The sequence below is a fragment of the uncultured Algibacter sp. genome (genome assembly GCF_947487575.1).
Taxonomy (GTDB): domain Bacteria; phylum Bacteroidota; class Bacteroidia; order Flavobacteriales; family Flavobacteriaceae; genus Algibacter_B.
Genome location: NZ_CANKXG010000003.1, coordinates 128,197 through 147,427, shown reverse-complemented (window position 1 = coordinate 147,427; position 19,231 = coordinate 128,197). Strand labels below are relative to the sequence as shown.

The 19,231-nt window shown below is 35.9% G+C and carries 7 protein-coding genes; all 7 read left to right on the top strand.

The window, feature by feature from the left end:
- Positions 1–47 precede the first annotated feature (47 nt).
- The 7 genes from Q0870_RS04220 to Q0870_RS04190 all read left to right on the top strand — a co-directional run bounded on the left by Q0870_RS04220 (position 48) and on the right by Q0870_RS04190 (position 19,227).
- The gene (locus Q0870_RS04220) at positions 48–3,281 is read left to right on the top strand and encodes a family 78 glycoside hydrolase catalytic domain (protein WP_298551410.1); all 3,234 of its coding nucleotides are present in this window, start codon (positions 48–50) and stop codon (positions 3,279–3,281) included.
- 94 nt (positions 3,282–3,375) lie between these two features.
- Complete coding sequence (locus Q0870_RS04215) at positions 3,376–4,464, top strand: PKD domain-containing protein (RefSeq protein ID WP_298551409.1); 1,089 nt, start codon at positions 3,376–3,378, stop codon at positions 4,462–4,464.
- Between the two features lie 37 nt (positions 4,465–4,501).
- The gene (locus Q0870_RS04210) at positions 4,502–6,868 is read left to right on the top strand and encodes a sugar-binding domain-containing protein (RefSeq protein ID WP_298551408.1); all 2,367 of its coding nucleotides are present in this window, start codon (positions 4,502–4,504) and stop codon (positions 6,866–6,868) included.
- Positions 6,869–6,882: 14 nt separating this feature from the next.
- A complete protein-coding gene (locus tag Q0870_RS04205; RefSeq protein ID WP_298551407.1) occupies positions 6,883–10,116 on the top strand; it encodes a glycosyl hydrolase in 3,234 nt (1,077 codons plus the stop codon).
- A 28-nt stretch (positions 10,117–10,144) separates the two neighbouring features.
- A complete protein-coding gene (locus Q0870_RS04200; RefSeq protein ID WP_298551406.1) occupies positions 10,145–12,913 on the top strand; it encodes a glycoside hydrolase family 78 protein in 2,769 nt (922 codons plus the stop codon).
- A 137-nt stretch (positions 12,914–13,050) separates the two neighbouring features.
- Complete coding sequence (locus tag Q0870_RS04195; RefSeq protein ID WP_298551404.1) at positions 13,051–15,933, top strand: glycosyl hydrolase; 2,883 nt, start codon at positions 13,051–13,053, stop codon at positions 15,931–15,933.
- 12 nt (positions 15,934–15,945) lie between these two features.
- Entirely contained in the window at positions 15,946–19,227 is a 3,282-nt protein-coding gene (locus Q0870_RS04190; protein WP_298551402.1) for a glycosyl hydrolase, read from the top strand.
- The last annotated feature ends 4 nt before the right edge of the window (positions 19,228–19,231 follow it).

The window sequence follows — 19,231 nt, the reverse complement described above, 5'->3', positions numbered from 1 at the left end:
AAGAGGTTTAAAAAACTTAATTGTAACTCAAGTTTGGTACTGAAAAAATGAAAAACAGATTATTAATCCCGTTATGTTTGATATTATCGCTATGCGTACTGAGTTGCCGTGAATCTTCTGTAACCCTTTTAGATTTGCGTTGCGAATACCGAATAAATCCTTTAGGTATAGATAATACAAGTCCACGATTAAGTTGGAAGTTAGAAGGGAATCATCAAGAGAGAGGACAAAAACAAACAGCGTATCAAATTTTAGTAGCAAGTAGTTTAGATGTTTTAAGTAACAATAAAGGTGATGTATGGAATTCAGGAAAAATTGAAACCAATCAATCTGTTAACAATACCTATCAAGGCAATACACTAGAATCTGCTAAACAATACTACTGGAAAGTTAAAGTTTGGGATAAAGATGGTAACATTTCAGATTGGAGTGAAGCTTCAAGTTTTTCCATGGGACTATTAAAACAATCCGATTGGAAAGGCGATTGGATTTTGAAAGAAGACCAGAAAAAAATCGATCATAACTGGTATCGAAAGAATTTTGAATTAAAGGAAGAAGCTTCATCAGCATTCGTATTTGTTGGCTCATTTGGGTATCACGAATTGTATGTAAATGGAGAAAAGGTTACTGAAAATGTGATGAATCCTGTGTCTTCATATATGAAAAAAAGAATTCCTTATTTAACTTATGACATTTCAGATAAACTAAAAAAAGGGAATAATGTCATTGCTATTTGGCATGCTGCGGGTTGGTCTAGATGGAGACGAATTAAAGAATATAGAAAGATTCCTTTTGTGTTTAAGGCTCAAGCAGAAATTATAGCTGGAGGAGAGCAAATAACCCTAAAATCTGATACGACTTGGAAAACTAAAAAAAGCTATAGTGAATATTATGGTGATTGGGATGTGTTACATTTTGGAGGAGAAACAATTGACGCCAGAAAGGCAGAACCCGATTGGAATAGCGCAGAATATGATGACAATAATTGGATAAACGCCAGTGTTTATGATTATAATGCCCTGAATGCAAAAATACCCAAAGGCAATAACATACGTATCTTTGGTGATAAGGGTAAAGGGTCTCGTGCACTTTACACTCCAATTACTGCGCAGTTGAGCGCACAAATAGTTGAACCGCAAGTAAAGTTTAAAGAATTAAAAGCTATTGCCATTAAGAAAAACGATAGTGGCTCTTACCGCATTGATATGGGTGAAAACTACACCGGTTTCTTTGAAATGGATTTGTATAATGGTGTAGAAGGCGATTCTATTACGTTTGAAATTAGTGATCAAACGGAGGAGGTAATGAACTGGAACCAAAAGAGTAAATATATTTTTGGGAAGTCTGGAAAAGGAAAGTTCCAAAATCGATTTAATGTTGCTGGTGGCAGGTGGATTACCGTTTATGGTTTAAATTATGCGCCTAAATTAGAAGATGTTAAAGGTTACGTTATTACTAACAATCGTAAACAAATTAGCAAATTTGCATCCTCAAATGAGCAGCTTAATCAAATTTACCAAATCAATTTAAATACGTATTTGGCTAATACCATGGACGGTATTTTGGTGGACTGTCCGCATCGTGAACGCCGTGGTTGGGGAGAAGTTACAGTAGCCGCAATGTATGGAGATGCGTTACCAAATTTTGAGAGTGGCGCCTATATGGATCAATATCTACAATACACCCGAGACGCTCAGGTAACTGATGGTCAAATAAGGGGTGTTATAAATGAGCAAGATCGCCCGTTTTTAATGTGGAAAGCCAATAGTCCATTAACCGTATGGGAAACCTATAGAATGTTAGGCGATAAAAAAGTATTAGAAGACAATTATGAGTCTATGCAAAAATGGATGCAATGGTTGTTTAATAACTCAAATTACAAAACAGGAGGTGCTCTAAAAGCTGGAAAACAAGGCGCAAGAGAATTTCCTGGTTTAGGTGATTGGTGTACACCAAGAGGTAATTTTTGGAGTAGTTTTAATTCGGCAGAAGCTATTCATTTTAATAATTGTGTTTATGCCTTTATGTTAGATAATGCAGAAAAAATTGCAAAAGTTTTAGGTAAGAATGAAGATGCAAAAAAATATGCAGATAGGTTAAAAGTACAGAGAGAAGCGACTCACAAACTATCATACAATCCGGAGACCGGAAAGTATGTAAAAGGGCAACAGGTAGATCAAGCATTTGCTTTATTGGCAGGAGTAACACCAGCATCAGAAAAAGAAAAAGTAGAAGCTGTTCTGGAAGATAATGTACTCTATAAATTCCCTTATTACGATACAGGAAGTTCAGGGCAAGCCCTTTATACTCGATATTTTACAGAATACGGAGAGCGTATGGATTTAATTTATGAGCTATTACAAGATAAACATCACCCAAGCTATGGCTATTTTTTAGAGCAAGGAAAAACCGTTTGGCCAGAACGTTGGTCTGCCATTGGTAATAGTCAAATACATACGTGTTATACAGGTATTGGTGGGTATTTTATCAAAGGTTTTGGAGGTATTCGTCCAAACTCAGAACAATTAGGAATGCAAAACATGATGATTAAACCTGCTCCCGTAGGCAATTTAACTTTTGCAAACACAGAATATCAGTCCATGTATGGAAATGTTATTGTGAACTGGAAAAAAGAAGATAAAGGGGCAGCATTTCATATTGAAGTACCTGTAAATACTACTGCAAAAGTGTATTTGCCGGCTACGAGTAAAAAGAGTGTACAAGAAAGTGGTGTTTTAGCTGATGAATCTGAAAGTATCACCTTTGTAGGGACTGAGAAAAATAAGACCGTAGGAAACTATATTATTTATAATGTCGTCTCAGGAATTTATGATTTCCATGTAGAAGAATTACCCGAAGTATCTTTACCTGATCCGATAGTGGAGTCGCAAAACCTAGCAACTTTAGGTAGAATGAATGCTTCTTCTATGTTTATTAAAACAGAAAAATTACCTGTTTTTGAAGCGTTCAGAGTAAATGATGAAGATGAGGAAACCCGTTGGTTGGCTACTGAAACTAAAAATCAATATTTAGAAGTAGAATGGATAAAACCACAAACGTTTAATCAAATCATTGTAGATGAATTTGAGAACAATATTACTTCTTATAAATTACAATATTGGGATTACGGTGCTTGGAAAGATATTGTAAAAGGAACTTCTTGCGGCGAGAACAAAATTCATCAATTTGATTCTGTTCAATCTAGAAAATGTAGATTGTTTATTGTAGGTGCTATACGGACACCGTCAATAAAAGAACTAAAAATTTCATATACTAATTAGTTTAGTATTTAAAAATATTCACTTGTAGGAAATAGGAGGCAAATAGATGGTTTTTAGCTAGGTAATAAGTTGTAATTAACAAAAATTAATAAATATGCGTTCATTGTTTTGTTTTGTATTGGCTATAATCTGCTGCTGTGGGGTTTTCGAATCTTATGGCTTCCAAAGTAGAGACACTATTTACCCCATTTTTCAATTTCCGCAACATAAAATGCCACGTATAGATGGCAATTTTTCCGATTGGGATTTGGTTCCAGATACCTATGCAATTGGTCTAGACCAAATGAAAGAAAGTATGAATGGTATTGGGTTTAATCTGGATGCAACCGACTTGGATATTACCGTAAAAGTAGCATGGGTAAAAGATTTAAATCGGTTATACTTCTATGTAGAAATTTTTGATGATTTCTGGGAATTTGAGCAACTGAATATTAAACAAGATATTTTTGAATTGGTGGTAGATGCAGATGTTTCTGGTGGCAATTTTATCAAAAAGTGGAATGCAAATATAAATCGGATACCTATTGAAGAGTTGCATTTTAGAGGACATGGGGCACATGCACAAAACTACCATGTTTTTATACCTGCTAAAAATAAAGACTGGGCCATGGTTTGGGGAAATACGCCTTGGATTAAAGATTTTCCGCACGCCAATGCTGCCTATAAGCACAACTTAGAACAAGGAAAACCCGGTTTGCTCAAAATGGAGTTTTGGATAACACCATTCGATTATGCTGCTATTGAAGGCGTGAATCGTTCGGCTGTTTCAGAACTAAAAGAAAATGAGCTTATTGCTATGTCGTGGTGCGTTCTAGATTATGATAATGATAATAAAGAAAGGAAGGATTTTATTAACCTAGCGCATACGCTTAACATGATTCATGATGGCGATTTTTTGAACGCATTCAGGTTAATGCCGCTCACAGAAGATTTAAAACCTCAGTTACAAGCAAATTGGTCGTTTGTTGAGGTGGATAGAGACAGGCGTGTTTTCGCATTCAAAGATGAATCATTAGGCAAAATTAAAACTTGGACATGGGATTTTGGAGATGGAACAACTTCTGATAAGCAAAATCCAACACATAAATATAATACTGCAGGTCACTGGACCGTAGTTCTTACGGTAGAAAATAAAGATGGTAAATCTATACGTTCTAAAGTTTGGGATGTGGTTACAAAATAGGTTGAAATAGTACCATAGTCAAAAATATAAAGTAAGAATGAGGATAAAATTTAAATACTATAAAGGTATATTTCTATTATTAATGGCTATTGTTTCTTCTGCTTCGGTGTTTGCTAGTACACCTAACTGGGAAGGAGCACAATGGATTTGGCAACAAGAAGATGGGCCAGCAAATACTTGGGTAGCGTTTCGAAAGTCATTTAACCTTAATAAAATACCAAAAGATGTAGTAGCAAAAATTGCCGTTGACACCAAATATTGGCTTTGGGTTAACGGAGAAATGGTTTTGTTTGAAGGCGGATTAGCTAGAGGTGCTGCACCAGATACCAATTATTATGATGAGGTAGATTTAACAAAGTATTTAAAAGAAGGTGAAAATACCATTGCTATTTTGGTTTGGTATTGGGGTAGAACCCGAAAAGTACACGATGATAGTGGAAAAGGAGGTCTATTATTTCATGCTAATTTAGGAGAGGAAGAGTTGGTTTCTAATGCCGATTGGAAGCTAAAAGTGCACCCTGCCTATGATGCTAAAAGTGGAGGAGGAGGTAAAAGTGCAAATAGAGTAAATGCCTATAGTGTAAAGTTCGATGCTCGAAAAAGTATGGGTGATTGGTCTAAAGCTGCTTGGTATTCAAATTCATTTGATGATGCTAATTGGGGTAAGCCTGTTGAAAAAGGCGCAGCTAATAATAAACCTTGGGAAACTTTAGTAAAAAGAGTTATTCCGCAATGGAATGACAGAGGTTTAGCTAATTATGAATCGTTAACCTTAGAATCCAATAAAATTGAACTACCTTATAAAAATACTACAGATTCTTTAGTTGTAATTCATGCAAAGCTTCCTTTTAATCAGCAAATTACTCCTTATTTAAAAGTAAATAGTAAAGCGGGTAAAACCATTATCGCAGATATGGATAATCCGTTTAATATGCTTAAAGGGACTTACATTACTAAAGATGGTGTGCAAGAATTTGAAAGTTATTCTTGGATAAATGGTCATAATGTAGAATACACAATTCCACCAGGTGTAGAAGTTTTAGAACTAAAATACCGCTGGACAGGTGTAGGAGAAATGACAGGGACTTTTGAAACGAGTGACCCTTATTTTACACGTTTATGGTGGATGGCTAGAAACACTTTATACGTCTGTGCTAGAGATAATTATATGGATTGCCCAGATAGAGAACGCGGTTTGTGGGTAGGCGATGTTGCAGATCAAACAGGAGCTGTTTTTTATACATTGAATGAGCCAGGGCGTTTGCTATTAAAAAAAGGAATTGATAATACCATTGCTTACAGAGCTGGAGATACAATTCAAGGTTTAGCACCTGGATTTGGTGCTTACCGTGGAAAAAGCAGTGAGTTAACTGGGCAAAGTTTGCAATATATAGACCAAGGGATTTGGCAATACTACTATAACACAGGAGACAAAGCTACGCTTGAAAATGCATATCCAGCCGTTTTAAATTATTTAAAATTGTGGAGCATGCAACCTAACGGATTACCAAAACACAGAAAAGGGTATGCGAATTGGGTAGATTGGGGTATAGATACAGATCCTGTTGCAACAAATGTGGTGTTGTATTTTATGGCGCTAAAGGCCACTAAAAAAATGGCAATAGCTTTGGGTAAAACTAAAGATATTATTTGGTACAACAGTCGAATAAATAGTATTAAAGAAAATTTTGAAAAAGAATATTGGCAAGGGAATCGTTATGGATCTAAAAATAAATTGATAGAAGAGCGCGTGAGTGCCTTAGCAATTATTAGTGGTTTGGCTAAAAAAGAACATTACACTATTTTAGTAGATAGTGTGTTAGTTCCTGTAAAAAAATCGAGTCCGCATATGGAGTGGCTAGCTGAAGAAGCAATCATGATTACAGGGCAATATGATAAAGGCTTGCTACGAATGAAAGACCGTTATCAAGAACAAGTTGATCGCAAATGGTTAACAACACTTTATGAAAAATATCAACCCAAATTGCGTGGCACCTATAACCATGCATGGAATGCACCAAACTATGTGCTTTCAAGATACATTGCAGGTGTAAAAGCAACAGCTATTGCTTGGTCTTCGTATGAAGTAAAACCAAATTTAGCGCACATGAATTCTGTAAAACAAATTGTGCCTTCAGTAAAAGGAGATATTACTGTAGAGGTTCATAAAACAGAAAATAACTATCAATTAAACTTAATTTCTCCAGAAAAAACAACAGCAACAATTTACATTCCTAAAGCTGGAAAAAATATAACTAAGATTGAAGTAAACGGTAAAAGTATTTGGAAAAATAACAAGTTTAAAAAACGAATAAATGCATTTGATTTTGAAAGTGAAGATGATGAGTTTTTAAAATTTCAAGTTGAACCAGGTAATTGGCAAATAACAGCTTCTTATAACTAATTTTAAAAACAATTATGAAGAAATTAATAGTACTTTTTTGTTTATCCTTATTTGCAGTAGGAAAGATTAATTCCCAAAACTATGAAAGCATTCAATCTGGTTTTGTAGAACTTAAAAAAGAAAACAACCTCTGGTGCTATTGGTATTGGGTTAATGATGATATTTCTAAATCAGGTATTACCAAAGATTTAGAAGCGATGAAAAAAGCGGGAATTGGAGGTGCCTTAATTGGTAATATAAACCCAGCTCGTAAAGACGGAAAAGTGCCTATGTTAAGTGAAGAGTGGTGGTCGCACATGGTGCATGCTGTTGTAGAAGGAAAACGAATTGGTGTAGATATAGGCGTTTTTAATTGTCCAGGTTGGAGTCAGAGTGGTGGACCTTGGGTAGATTCTGAAAAAGCAATGCGGTATTTAACCTTTAGTGAAACGAAAGTTGAAGGAGGTAAGTTAGTGAACGTTAAATTAAAACAGCCAAACGAAAAGTTTCAAGACACACATACTTTAGCTTTTAAAGCATCTGAGACAGAACAAAAAAGTACAAAATTCATTCCAACCAAAGTAACTGCCAATTGGAATGATGTAGATGTAAAAGCACTAATTGATGGAAACACAGAATCAGACACTCGTTTTAAAGTTCAAGGAAAGCAAGCTTTAGAGATAACTTTCAATTTAGATGAATCAATTAAAGCGCGTTCCATTTCAATAGTACCAAGTCAAGAATTTAAATGTCAAATAGAAGTATTTGCGGTTGTTGATGGAAAAGAGCAAGTAATCAAAAAAATTATTTTCGATCGTTCTAAAATGACTCCCAATGTAGGGCCAATTTTAAAAGGGGCTTATGCAACAACATTACCAGATGTTAAAGCACAGCAATTTAAATTAAAATGTAGTCAGTTTAGTTCTCGTAAAAAAACATTCGGTTTTGCAGAAATAACTATTTCTGAAGCTCCAGTTTTAGATAAATATATCGAAAAACAATTAGGTAAAATGCACCCAACGCCAAAACCAAAATGGGACACTTATGTTTTTAACAGGCAAGAAGAACTTCAATCTAAAGAATTGAGTTTAGATCCAAATCAGGTTATTGATATAAGTAATAAAATTGATGAAAATGGGAATTTAAATTGGAATGCACCCAAAGGAAATTGGACTGTTTTACGAATAGGAATGTCGCCTACAGGAACTAAAAATGCACCAGCAGCCCCTCAAGGAGTAGGATATGAAGTTGATAAAATGAATGGCAAGCTTGTCCAATATCATTTCGATAATTTCGTGGGCGAATTGTTAAAACGCATTCCAGAAGAAAGCAAATCAGCCTTTAAATATGTGATAGCAGATAGTTATGAAATGGGTTCTCAAAATTGGACTGACGATTATGAAGTAAAATTTCAAGAAAAATATGGCTATGACCCTGTAAAATATTTACCTGTACTTTCTGGTAGAATTGTTGGAAGCGTAGAAGAATCAGAGCGTTTTCTTTGGGATTTACGTCGCTCTATTGCTGATGATGTAGCATATGAGTATGTTGGAGCTTTAAAAAAAGCAAGTAATAAACACAATTTGAAAACCTGGTTAGAAAATTATGGACATTGGGGCTTTCCTGGAGAGTTTATGATGTATGGTGGTCAATCGGATTTGATTTCTGGAGAATTTTGGAACGAAGGTACATTGGGTAATATAGAATGTAAAGCCTCTTCATCAACGTCTCATACATACGGAAAACCGATAACGTCTGCAGAAGCATTTACATCTTCTCGAAAAACATACCTTAGGCACCCAGCCATGTTAAAAAAACGAGGCGATTGGTCGTTAACAGAAGGGGTCAATCATTTTGTCTTGCACTTATACATTCAACAACCAGACGATAATCGCAAACCAGGAATGAATGCTTGGTTTGGTACAGAATTCAATCGCCATAACACATGGTTCAATCAAGCTGATACTTATTTTGATTATTTAAGACGTTGCCAACATTTGTTACAACAAGGTAAATATGTAGCAGATGTTTGTTATTTTATTGGGGAAGATGCCCCAATAATGACGGGCGGTCGTGTTCCTGAAATTCCAAAAGGCTATTCGTATGATTATATCAATGCCGAAGTAATTCTAAACAAATTGTCTGTAAAAGATGGACGTTTTGTATTGCCAGATGGTATGTCTTATAAAGTAATGGTGTTGCCACCTTTTAAAACCATGCGACCAGAATTGCTAAAAAAGATAGAAGAGTTGGTGCGTCAAGGAGGAGTCATTTTAGGACAAAAACCTGAAAAATCGCCAAGTTTACAAAATTATCCAGAAAGCGACGAAATCGTTAAAACCATTGCCAACAAAATGTGGAGTAGTACCTACAATCAAGGTAAAATGGATAAAGGATTCGGTAAAGGTAAAGTGTTAGACGGTTACGAATTATCTGAAGTCTTTGAAAAGCTAAAATTAGCAGAAGATGTGAACGTTTCTGATGATGCACCTGTGTTATGGACACATAGAACTACGCCAGAAATGGATATTTATTTTATCACAAATCAAAGTGATGAAACCATAGAATTATCTCCAGTTTTTAGAGTGCATAAAGATTTGAAACCACAACTTTGGGATGCAGTTAGTGGAGAAATCAGAGCATTACCAGAGTTTGAAATCACGAAAACGGGAGTAAAAATACCTTTACGATTAAAAGCGGCTCAGAGTTGGTTTATTGTGTTTACTAAAGATAATAAGTTATTAGAAAAATCGACGAGTACAGAAAATTTCCCTGCATTTGAAACAGTAAGCGAATTGAAAAATCCGTTTATAGTAGATTTCTCAAATAAGGAAATCGGTCCTAAAGAACCAATCGTTTTTAATGCTTTAGAAGATTGGTCTACATCAGAAAACGAGCAAATTAAATATTATTCTGGTACAGCAACGTATACAACCACTTTTACAATAGATAAACTTCTAAAAAACAAAGAATTTTATTTGAATTTAGGAAAACTTTCTGTGATGGCTAAGGTAAAATTAAATGGAAAAGATATGGAAGGTCTTTGGATAGCACCTTATCGTTTAAACATTTCAGAAGCACTAAAAAAAGGAGAAAATCAATTGGAAATAGAAGTGGTTAATTTATGGCGAAACCAATTGATAAAAGACAAACAACGGTCGGAAAATGAAAAATATACTTGGTTAGTTATAGATGATGTCAAATCGAAATCAAAATTACAGCCTTCAGGATTGTTAGGTCCAGTAAGTATTGAAACGACTAAACAATAATAAATAATACACACAAATATAAAATAACATGTACATAATTTCGAGCAATAGATTGGCAACAGTCATACTGACGATACTATTTTTGGTTTCGTGTTCTTCAGTTCAAAATAATATTCCACCGCACGAGTTGGTAGTAAGTGAACAATTTAAAAATCCAATAGGTTTTTACGATGCTACACCTTCTTTTTCATGGAAACTACCACAAGATAAAAACATCAAAAAGCAAACAGCTTATTCGATTGTAGTGGCTTCTAAACCAGAACTATTGCCTAATAATGCTGATTTATGGGAAAGCGGAAAAGTGGAAAGTGAGCAAACTCTATTTGTCAAATACAAAGGAGAAAAACTCTCTTCGCGACAAAAAGTGTATTGGCAGTTAAAGTTTTGGGATCAAGATAAAAAGGCTTCTGCTTGGAGTGAGGTGGCTAACTTTGAGTTAGGACTACTCCATAACTCCGATTGGCAGGCCAAATGGATTAGCTTGCCAAAAGTTGATAAAGCAAAGTCGCCAAAAACGAATAAAACCTCTTACAAAGTACAGTACTTGCGAAATGAGTTTACTCTTGACTCTAAAATTGAATCTGCTAGATTGTACATTACGGCAAAGGGACTTTTTGAAGCCGAAATCAATGGTAAAAAGGTTGGCGACGATGTAATGGCTCCAGGTTGGACCCCTTACAATAAACGCATTGAAACGTTAACTTATGATGTAACAGACCATTTGCAAGATGGTTCTAATGTCATTGGAATTTCCTTAGCTGAGGGCTGGTATGCAGGTCGATTAATGCTTAGAGGCTATCCAAAAGTTTCGCCCAAAGTAATGTGTCAACTTGAAGTAAAATATACCAATGGCGATGTTAAAACCTTTATTACTGATGAAAGTTGGAAAGCTACCCAAGAGGGGCCAATTGTTTATGCTGGAATTTATGATGGAGAGCAATATGATGCACGGAAAGAACAAAAATCTTGGTCGTTATCATCATTTGATGATGCAAATTGGCAAAAGGTGGTTGCTGAAGATATAGATGCAGAAATTAGTTTGACACCTAAGCGACACAATACAGTTAAATCTGTAGAAGAGTTAGCACCAATTGCTATTACAGAGATTGATAAAGGTGTGGTAATTTTTGATATGGGACAAAATATGGTGGGTGTACCGCGTATTAAAGTGCCAATGGATAAAGACGGAACTTTAAAAATACGTTTTGCCGAAATGCTTCAGCAAGATGGACGCATGTATACTAAAAATTACCGAGGTGCAGTTTCAACCGATTATTATATTGCTAAAGAAGATGGACAAATTGAGTATCAACCAACATTTACGTTTCACGGTTTTAGATATGTAGAGTTGAGTGGTTTTAATGCAAATGCTGCACCAGATAAATCGTGGGTAATAGGTGTTGTGCAACATTCTGATTATAATTTGAATGTTGAGTTTAACTCGTCACACGAAAAACTAAATCAACTACAAAGCAATATTATTTGGGGGTTAAGAGGTAATACGCTCGATATACCAACCGATTGTCCGCAACGTGATGAAAGAGCAGGCTGGACAGGAGATGCTCAGGTTATTGCACCCACCTCGTTTTTTTTAGGTGATGTGCATTCCTTTTGGATGAGTTGGTTGCAAAGTGTACGAAACGATCAAGATGAAGATGGTGCGGTTCCTGTAATGGTACCTTCTTTAGGAGGTAAGCTTAAAGCTGGTGCTGGTTGGAGCGATGTAATCACTATTGTCCCTTGGGAAACATACCAGCGTACTGGTGATGTAGGTGTTTTGGAAGAAAACTATGCAAGTATGAAAAAATGGGTAGGATTTTATCAGTCAAATGCCAAAGACCATATTGTCAAAATGTTTACCCACGGCGATTGGTTACAACCCTATTCAACACACAAAAGAGATGAGCGATTTGGTGTAACCTCAAATAAGCTAATTATCACAGCTCATTATGCGCACTCTGTTAACCTAACTGCTCAAGCAGCAAGAGTGCTAGGATTTGAGTCTGAAGCCAAAGAATATGAGCTTTTATTCCATGCTATTCGCGATGTATTTCAAAATAGTTTTTTCGATACTCAAGGACGCATTATTGAAGGTCCTGAAACTCAAACCGCTTATTTATTAGCCTTAGCGTTCGATTTGTTGGATGATGAATTAGCGCAAAAAGCAGTACCTCATTTATTGGAACAAATAAAACTAACCGATAACCATTTGCGTACCGGTTTTTTAGGTACACCTTTATTGCCTTTAGTACTTGATAAAATTGGCGAGACCGACTTGATGTATGAAATTTTGTTTAAAGGAACCTACCCATCGTGGTTCTATTCTATAAATCAAGGGGCAACTACCATGTGGGAACGTTGGAATAGTTACACCCATAAAGATGGTTTTAACAAAGGCGGTATGAATTCTTTCAACCATTATGCCTACGGAGCTATTGGTCGTTGGATGTACGAACGCATTGCGGGTATTAAACCTATTAAAGTGGGCTACAAAGAAATAGAAATTGCTCCTATTCCAGGCGGCCCTTTAACATCTGCAGCTGCTACTTACAATTCGCCTTATGGAAAAGTAAGTTCAAGTTGGAAAATAGTCGACAAGCAATTTAATTTAGATATAATAGTACCTCCAAATACAACTGCTCAAGTTTTTGTACCAGGAAATACACAAGAAAGCATTAAGGTAAACGGAGTAGAATTTGATAGTAATTCAGATATAAAATTACTAAGCAAAACAAATAAAGCTTTTGTTTTTCAGGTAAACCCAGGAACATATTCATTTGAAATAGAGGTAAATTGATAAATTAGGGAAGTTGTTGAATTTAAGGATAGTTCGTATCTGTTAAGTCATAAATATAAAATGTGAGCTAATTGTTTTTGAATAAAATAATCATGAAATAGAGAATTGTATTTGAGTTAGCCTATTAAGTTTAAGTAATGATGAAAACACCATATTTAAGTTCACGAGCAGTAGTTTTTTATTTTGGATTGATACTATTAATGTCTTCATGCAAAGTAACATCAAAATCTAATGATTTTAAAAAACAGCCTCTTGAAGAAAATTTTCTAAGCCCACCACACCAAGTACGACCTCAAGCATGGTGGTGGTGGTTACAAACGCCAACTAATAAAGAAGCCATTACTAGAGATCTTGAAGAAATGAAAGCCAAAGGCTTATCCGGTTGTATGGTGTTAGACGGTGGTGTTGGTCCTTTTGGTCCGCATAAATGGAAAAAGAAGACTGTTATTGATACTACGGAAATCAGATACGAAATTACAAACGAATACAAAGGCGGAAGCTTGAGTCAACCCAATGATAAAATGGAAACATGGTCTAAACCTTGGCGAGACATGGTACGTTTTGCATCTTTTGAAGCTGGAAGACTAGGACTAGACTTTGGGGTGTTTATTGGACCTGCAGGATGTGCTGCGCCTTGGGTAACACCTAATTATGGTCAACAAGAGCTGGTTTGGAGTGAACTATCAGTTGAAGGAGGGAAAAGGATCAACCAAGAATTTCCAAAACCTAAACTTCCTGTTCAAACAATAAGACAACGAGAAAATCAAACGGTAAAAGACGCGCAAAATGCTTTTTACAATGAGATTGCAGTTTTGGCTTTACCTGATACGAAAACACCCTCGATAAACGAAATAATAAACATAACCGACAAGCTTGATGAAAATGGCCATTTAAAATGGGATGCTCCCAAAGGTGATTGGCGCGTCATTCGGTTCGGTTACCGCCCAACTGGACGTAATTTAGGGGGTGTATTTTATATCGACCATTTAAGTAAAGAGGCATTTGATTTGCATTGGAAAAAAACTGTGGGAACCTTACTAAAGGAGATGAGTCCGGAAGAAAGGCATGCTTTTAAATACGTAGAATGCGATAGTTGGGAAGCTGGTGACCCAAATTGGACGAAACATTTTCCGGAAGAATTTAAAAATCGTAGGGGATATGATATTGTAAAATACATGCCTGCATTAATTGGAGTTAATATTGAATCTAATGAGAAAACTGAATATTTTTTAAATGATTTTAGATTAACCATTAGCGATTTAATTTCTGAAAATCATTATGGAAGACAGCAAGAGGTTGCTCACGAACACAAATTAGAATCTTATGCGGAAGCTGCAGGACCGCACCAATACCAAGCCGATTTAAAAAAATGCGTAAGTAAATGCGATGTAGCGATGGGAGAATTTTGGATGCCATCATCTCACAGAGAAAAACCAAGTGGGCGCTTCTTAGTGCGTGAAGCGGCAACTGCAGCGCATACCTATGGAATTAAAAAAGTATTTGCAGAATCCTTTACTTCCGTTGGTCCTAATTGGGAGGTATCTCCTTTTCAAATGAAAGCAGTTGCGGATCAGGCATTTTGTGATGGACTCAACTGGATTTGTTTTCACACATTTTCGCATCGTCCGTCTGTTACCGATGTACCTGGTTTAACCCATAGTGCAGGTACTCATTTTGACCGCACCAATACCTGGTGGAACCAGTCGATGCCTTTTATTGACTACCTTTCACGTTGTTCTTACATGTTGCAACAAGGTTTGTTTGTTGCCGATGTGCTGTTTTATAACGGTCATGGACTACGCTCAGGTGCTGATGCATTTGAATGGGAAGACGGAATGAAGAATCCACCACAAAGTTTAGGTCAAGGTTACGATTACGATAAGTGCAACGAAGAGGTTCTGCTAAATAGACTAGAGTTCAAGAATGACAAACTGGTGTTGCCTGACGGTATGAACTATAAGATTTTGGTTATTGACGAAAAAACACCTGTATCTCTAAGAGCATTGAAAAAAATAGTAAAACTTGTAGAACAAGGAGCAACAGTTGTGGGTAAAATAGAATCTTCGATGTTGGGTAATAAAGATAATCTTGCTGAGTACCAAAATTTGACAAAGCGTATTTGGGCTCACCTTGAAAAGGGAGAACATAAAATTGGTAAAGGCAAATTTGTTTGGAATAAATCGATTCGAGAAGTCTTGCAAAATCAAAATATCCCTCCAGATTTTGAATGTAAAGGTTTAAGTGATGCTGGGGTTATCGATTTCATCCACCGTAAAACGGAAGATACCGATATCTATTATGTTGCAAGTAAATGGCAACCTACTGAAAAAGTAGCCTGTAGTTTTAGAGTGAGTGATAAACAACCAGAATTGTGGAATCCTGTTACTGGCGAAACGCGTCTTTTAAGCAATTTTAAAGTAGAAAACGGACAAACCATTATCCCTATGGAATTTGGACCTTGTAGTTCTTATTTTGTTGTTTTTAAAGAACCAATATCAATACAAAATTCAACTTTAAATTGGACTGAATTTCAAGTAGTTAAAATTATTGAAGGGTCTTGGAATTTGAGTTTTGATACAAATTGGGGAGGACCAGAATCAATCATTTTTCCAAATTTAGTAGATTGGTCTGCGCATGAAAACTCAGGTATTAAATATTACTCGGGTACTGCTACCTATCATAAAACTTTCGATATGATCTCTTTAAATGAAAATCAAGAGCTTTACATTGATTTAGGACAAGTACATGAGTTGGCTCGTGTTACATTGAACGGTGTAGATTTAGGAGTTACTTGGTCAAAACCATACCGAGTAAACATGACATCGCATGTAAAGGCAAAAGGCAATACTTTAGAAATAGATGTTGTTAACCTTTGGCCAAATCGTCTTATTGGTGATGCCTTTTTACCAGAAAAAGAGCAATTTGCTAAAACCAATATCAGAAAGTTCACTAAAGGAACAAAGCTTCTTCCTTCTGGATTAATTGGGCCTGTACAAATCTTAATTACAAAAAATGACTAATTTTATTTGATTATGAAACGATATTTTTTAATTCTTATACTATTTATATTGACTATTTCTTCATGTAAAAAAGGAGATATAGCATCAATAACACCTCAAGAATATGCCAATTTAAAAGAAGGGTTTATAAATCCTCCTGATTCAACAAAACCTGGTATTTATTGGTATTTTTTAAGTGGACATATTTCTAAAGAAGGTATTACTAAAGATTTAGAAGCCATGAATGCCGTTGGTATCGGAGAGGTTTTTATTGGGGATATATTTTACATGCCTCCTTCAACCAATCCACATGGATTAAGATATGATACACCAATGGGAAAAACCCCTTCGCTAAGCGAAAAATGGTGGGATTGTATGCGTCATGCGATAAGTGAGGGTACGAGATTAGGGATTAATATTAGTTTTTTCAACTCACCAGGTTGGAGTCAGTCTGGTGGACCATGGGTGAAAGAAGAACAGGCAATGCGCTATTTGACGCATTCTGAAACCGTTGTAACTGGTGATAAAAATATTGAGATAGCACTAGAAAAGCCAAAAGAATTTTTTCAGGATGTATCGGTTTTAGGGTACCCTATTAATCAAAAGTTTACAGCTACTCCTAAAATCAAGGTTCTAAACTGTAAAGCTTCGGCATTAAAAAACTTGCTAGATCAAAATAAATCTACAGTAACTACTTTTAATAACAATGGGCAAGAACCTTTAATCTTTGAGGTTTCATTTGATACGCCTATAACAGCAAGAAGTCTTACCGTTAGCCCAACAAAAATGCACTTTACATCGAATGTTGAAGTGCAAGTCTACCAAAACGGAAAATACGAATCGATAAAGAAAACCCTTTTTGATCGTGCTTTTAGTTTGCCTGGGCGTGGCCCTATACCTGATGCGGATATGATTATGGCATTGGACAATATTGAGGCTAAAAAATTTAGAATCGTAATAGACACGGTACCTGCTAATTTTGAATTGACAGGTATTCATATTTCCGATGCCTATAAAATTGAACATGGGAATGAAAAATGGCTCAATAAAATGGCGAATAGAGGTGTTCCTGGATGGGAAGTATTTCAATGGAAAACACCAGAATACAGTGAGCAACAAGACGTATTGCATACGGATGAAATTATAAACTTAACCGAACATTTTGATGGCAATGTGCTAAAATGGGATAATGTACCTGCAGGACAATGGAAAATACTGCGTATAGGAATGACACCTACAGGGCAAACTAACCGTCCTGCAACCCCTGATGCTCGCGGACTTGAAGTGGATAAATTGAGTAAAAAAGCTTTGCGTTCTCACTTTGATGCTTATATGGGGAAAATGATAAAATCCATGACTCCGGAAGAGCGTAAATCTCTAAAACGTGTTATTGCGGACAGCTACGAAACAGGACCTCAAAACTGGACAGATGATATGAAGGAGTCATTTGAACAAGCCTATGGCTATGACCCTATACCTTGGCTAGCAACACTTACAGGAAACATAGTAAATTCTGCAGAAGAATCGGATCGTTTTTTGTGGGATATACGTCGATTAATAGCAGATAAGGTTGCCAATGAGTATGTGGGTGGACTGAGAGAAATCTGTGAAGAAAATGGTGTTTCTATGTGGCTTGAAAACTATGGGCATTTTGGCTTTCCTTCTGAATTCTTGAAATATGGTGGTCGCGCCGATGAAATTGGTGGTGAATTCTGGATCCATCGTCAAGGACCCGAATCTAAACTTGCAGCATCTGCCAGTCATATTTATGGTAAAAACAGAGTCTATGCAGAGTCTTACACTTCACGCGAAGTTCCTTTTTCTGTAAGCCCTATTAAGTTAAAAAAATCAGGAGATTGGAGCTATACACAAGGTGTAAATCAAGGAATTTTACATGTGTATATTCATCAGCCTTATGAAGATAAATTTCCGGGGATGAATGCATGGTTCGGAACAGAATTTAATAGAAACAACACTTGGTTTGCGCAAAGTAAAGAATGGGTTACTTACCAACGTAGAAACTATTTTCTATTGCAACAAGGAAAACATATTGCTGACGTTTGTTTTTATATTGGTGAAGAGTCTCCTAAAATGAGAGGATGGGTAGATAAAAATCTCTCTACGGGTTATGAATATGATTTTATCAATGCAGAAATCATTACAGAACAGACAAAAGTAGAAAACGGGCGACTTGTTTTAAAAAGCGGAGCAAGCTATAGCGCATTGGTATTGCCTCCTTGGAATACGATGCGCCCTAAGGTTTTAAAAAAACTTAAAGAGTTGGTTGAGCAAGGTGCAACTTTAATAGGAATGCCGCCCGAAAAATCTCCAAGCCTTCAAAATTATCCAAATTGTGATATTGAAGTACAGCAACTGGTTAAGGAATTATGGGGTGAATCACTTCCAAACACTAAAGATTTTTTCCATCATAAATTAGGAAAAGGACATGTGTATGCGAACGGAAATATCAATGAGATTTTAAACAAACATGGAATATTTGAGGATTTTATTTTTCCTGATTCGTTAAATGTAAAATGGATACATCGCAAGTTAAAGGGGGCAGATATTTATTTTATAACTAATCAAGGGGATACCAAAGTAACCTTTGATGCTTCGTTTAGAATTGCTGGAAAAAGTCCAGAACTTTGGTCCGCACTTGATGCTACATCTCGTAAACTGTCTATGTATAGTAATGAAGGAGAGCGTACCATTGTTCCTTTAAGTTTTGATGTGAATGAAAGCTACTTTATTGTATTTAGAGAGCAGGGGCATGGAATAAATAAAAACCTATCTGTAGGACAAAATTTCGAAGCTGAAAAACCATTGAAACAATTAAGTTCATTATGGGATATTCAATTTAAAAACAAATGGTTAGAAACCGATTTTACACTAAAAAAACAACCTTTATTTGACTGGACAACTTCCTCTGATGAAAAGATTAAATATTTCTCTGGAACCGCCACATATAAAACTTCTTTTGAATTAACTGAAGAAGAAGCAAAACAAAGCATTGCATTAAATTTTGAAAATATAGGAACCATAGCAACTGTTAAACTCAACGGGAAAAAACTTGGAACACTTTGGACAAATCCTTACCGAATAGAGATGGTTAACACTGCTAAACCTGGGACAAATGTCCTAGAAATTGATGTTACAAATAATTGGATGAACCAAATGTTGTGGCAAAACAAGAAACCTCAACACGAAAGAGACACATGGGTGCTAGCAAACACCCTTGAAAAAATGCCAAATAACGGCATCATGCACTCAGGTATATCAGGTAGCGTATGGCTATCCATAATAAATGACAATTAAAAAT

Bases quoted from the DNA above. Each gene is read 5' to 3' on its own strand.
- Q0870_RS04210 (WP_298551408.1), top strand. From the start codon at position 4,502: ATGAGGATAAAATTTAAATACTATAAAGGTATATTTCTATTATTAATG.
- Q0870_RS04190 (WP_298551402.1), top strand. From the start codon at position 15,946: ATGAAACGATATTTTTTAATTCTTATACTATTTATATTGACTATTTCT.
- Q0870_RS04215 (WP_298551409.1), top strand. From the start codon at position 3,376: ATGCGTTCATTGTTTTGTTTTGTATTGGCTATAATCTGCTGCTGTGGG.
- Q0870_RS04205 (WP_298551407.1), top strand. From the start codon at position 6,883: ATGAAGAAATTAATAGTACTTTTTTGTTTATCCTTATTTGCAGTAGGA.
- Q0870_RS04195 (WP_298551404.1), top strand. From the start codon at position 13,051: ATGATGAAAACACCATATTTAAGTTCACGAGCAGTAGTTTTTTATTTT.
- Q0870_RS04220 (WP_298551410.1), top strand. From the start codon at position 48: ATGAAAAACAGATTATTAATCCCGTTATGTTTGATATTATCGCTATGC.
- Q0870_RS04200 (WP_298551406.1), top strand. From the start codon at position 10,145: ATGTACATAATTTCGAGCAATAGATTGGCAACAGTCATACTGACGATA.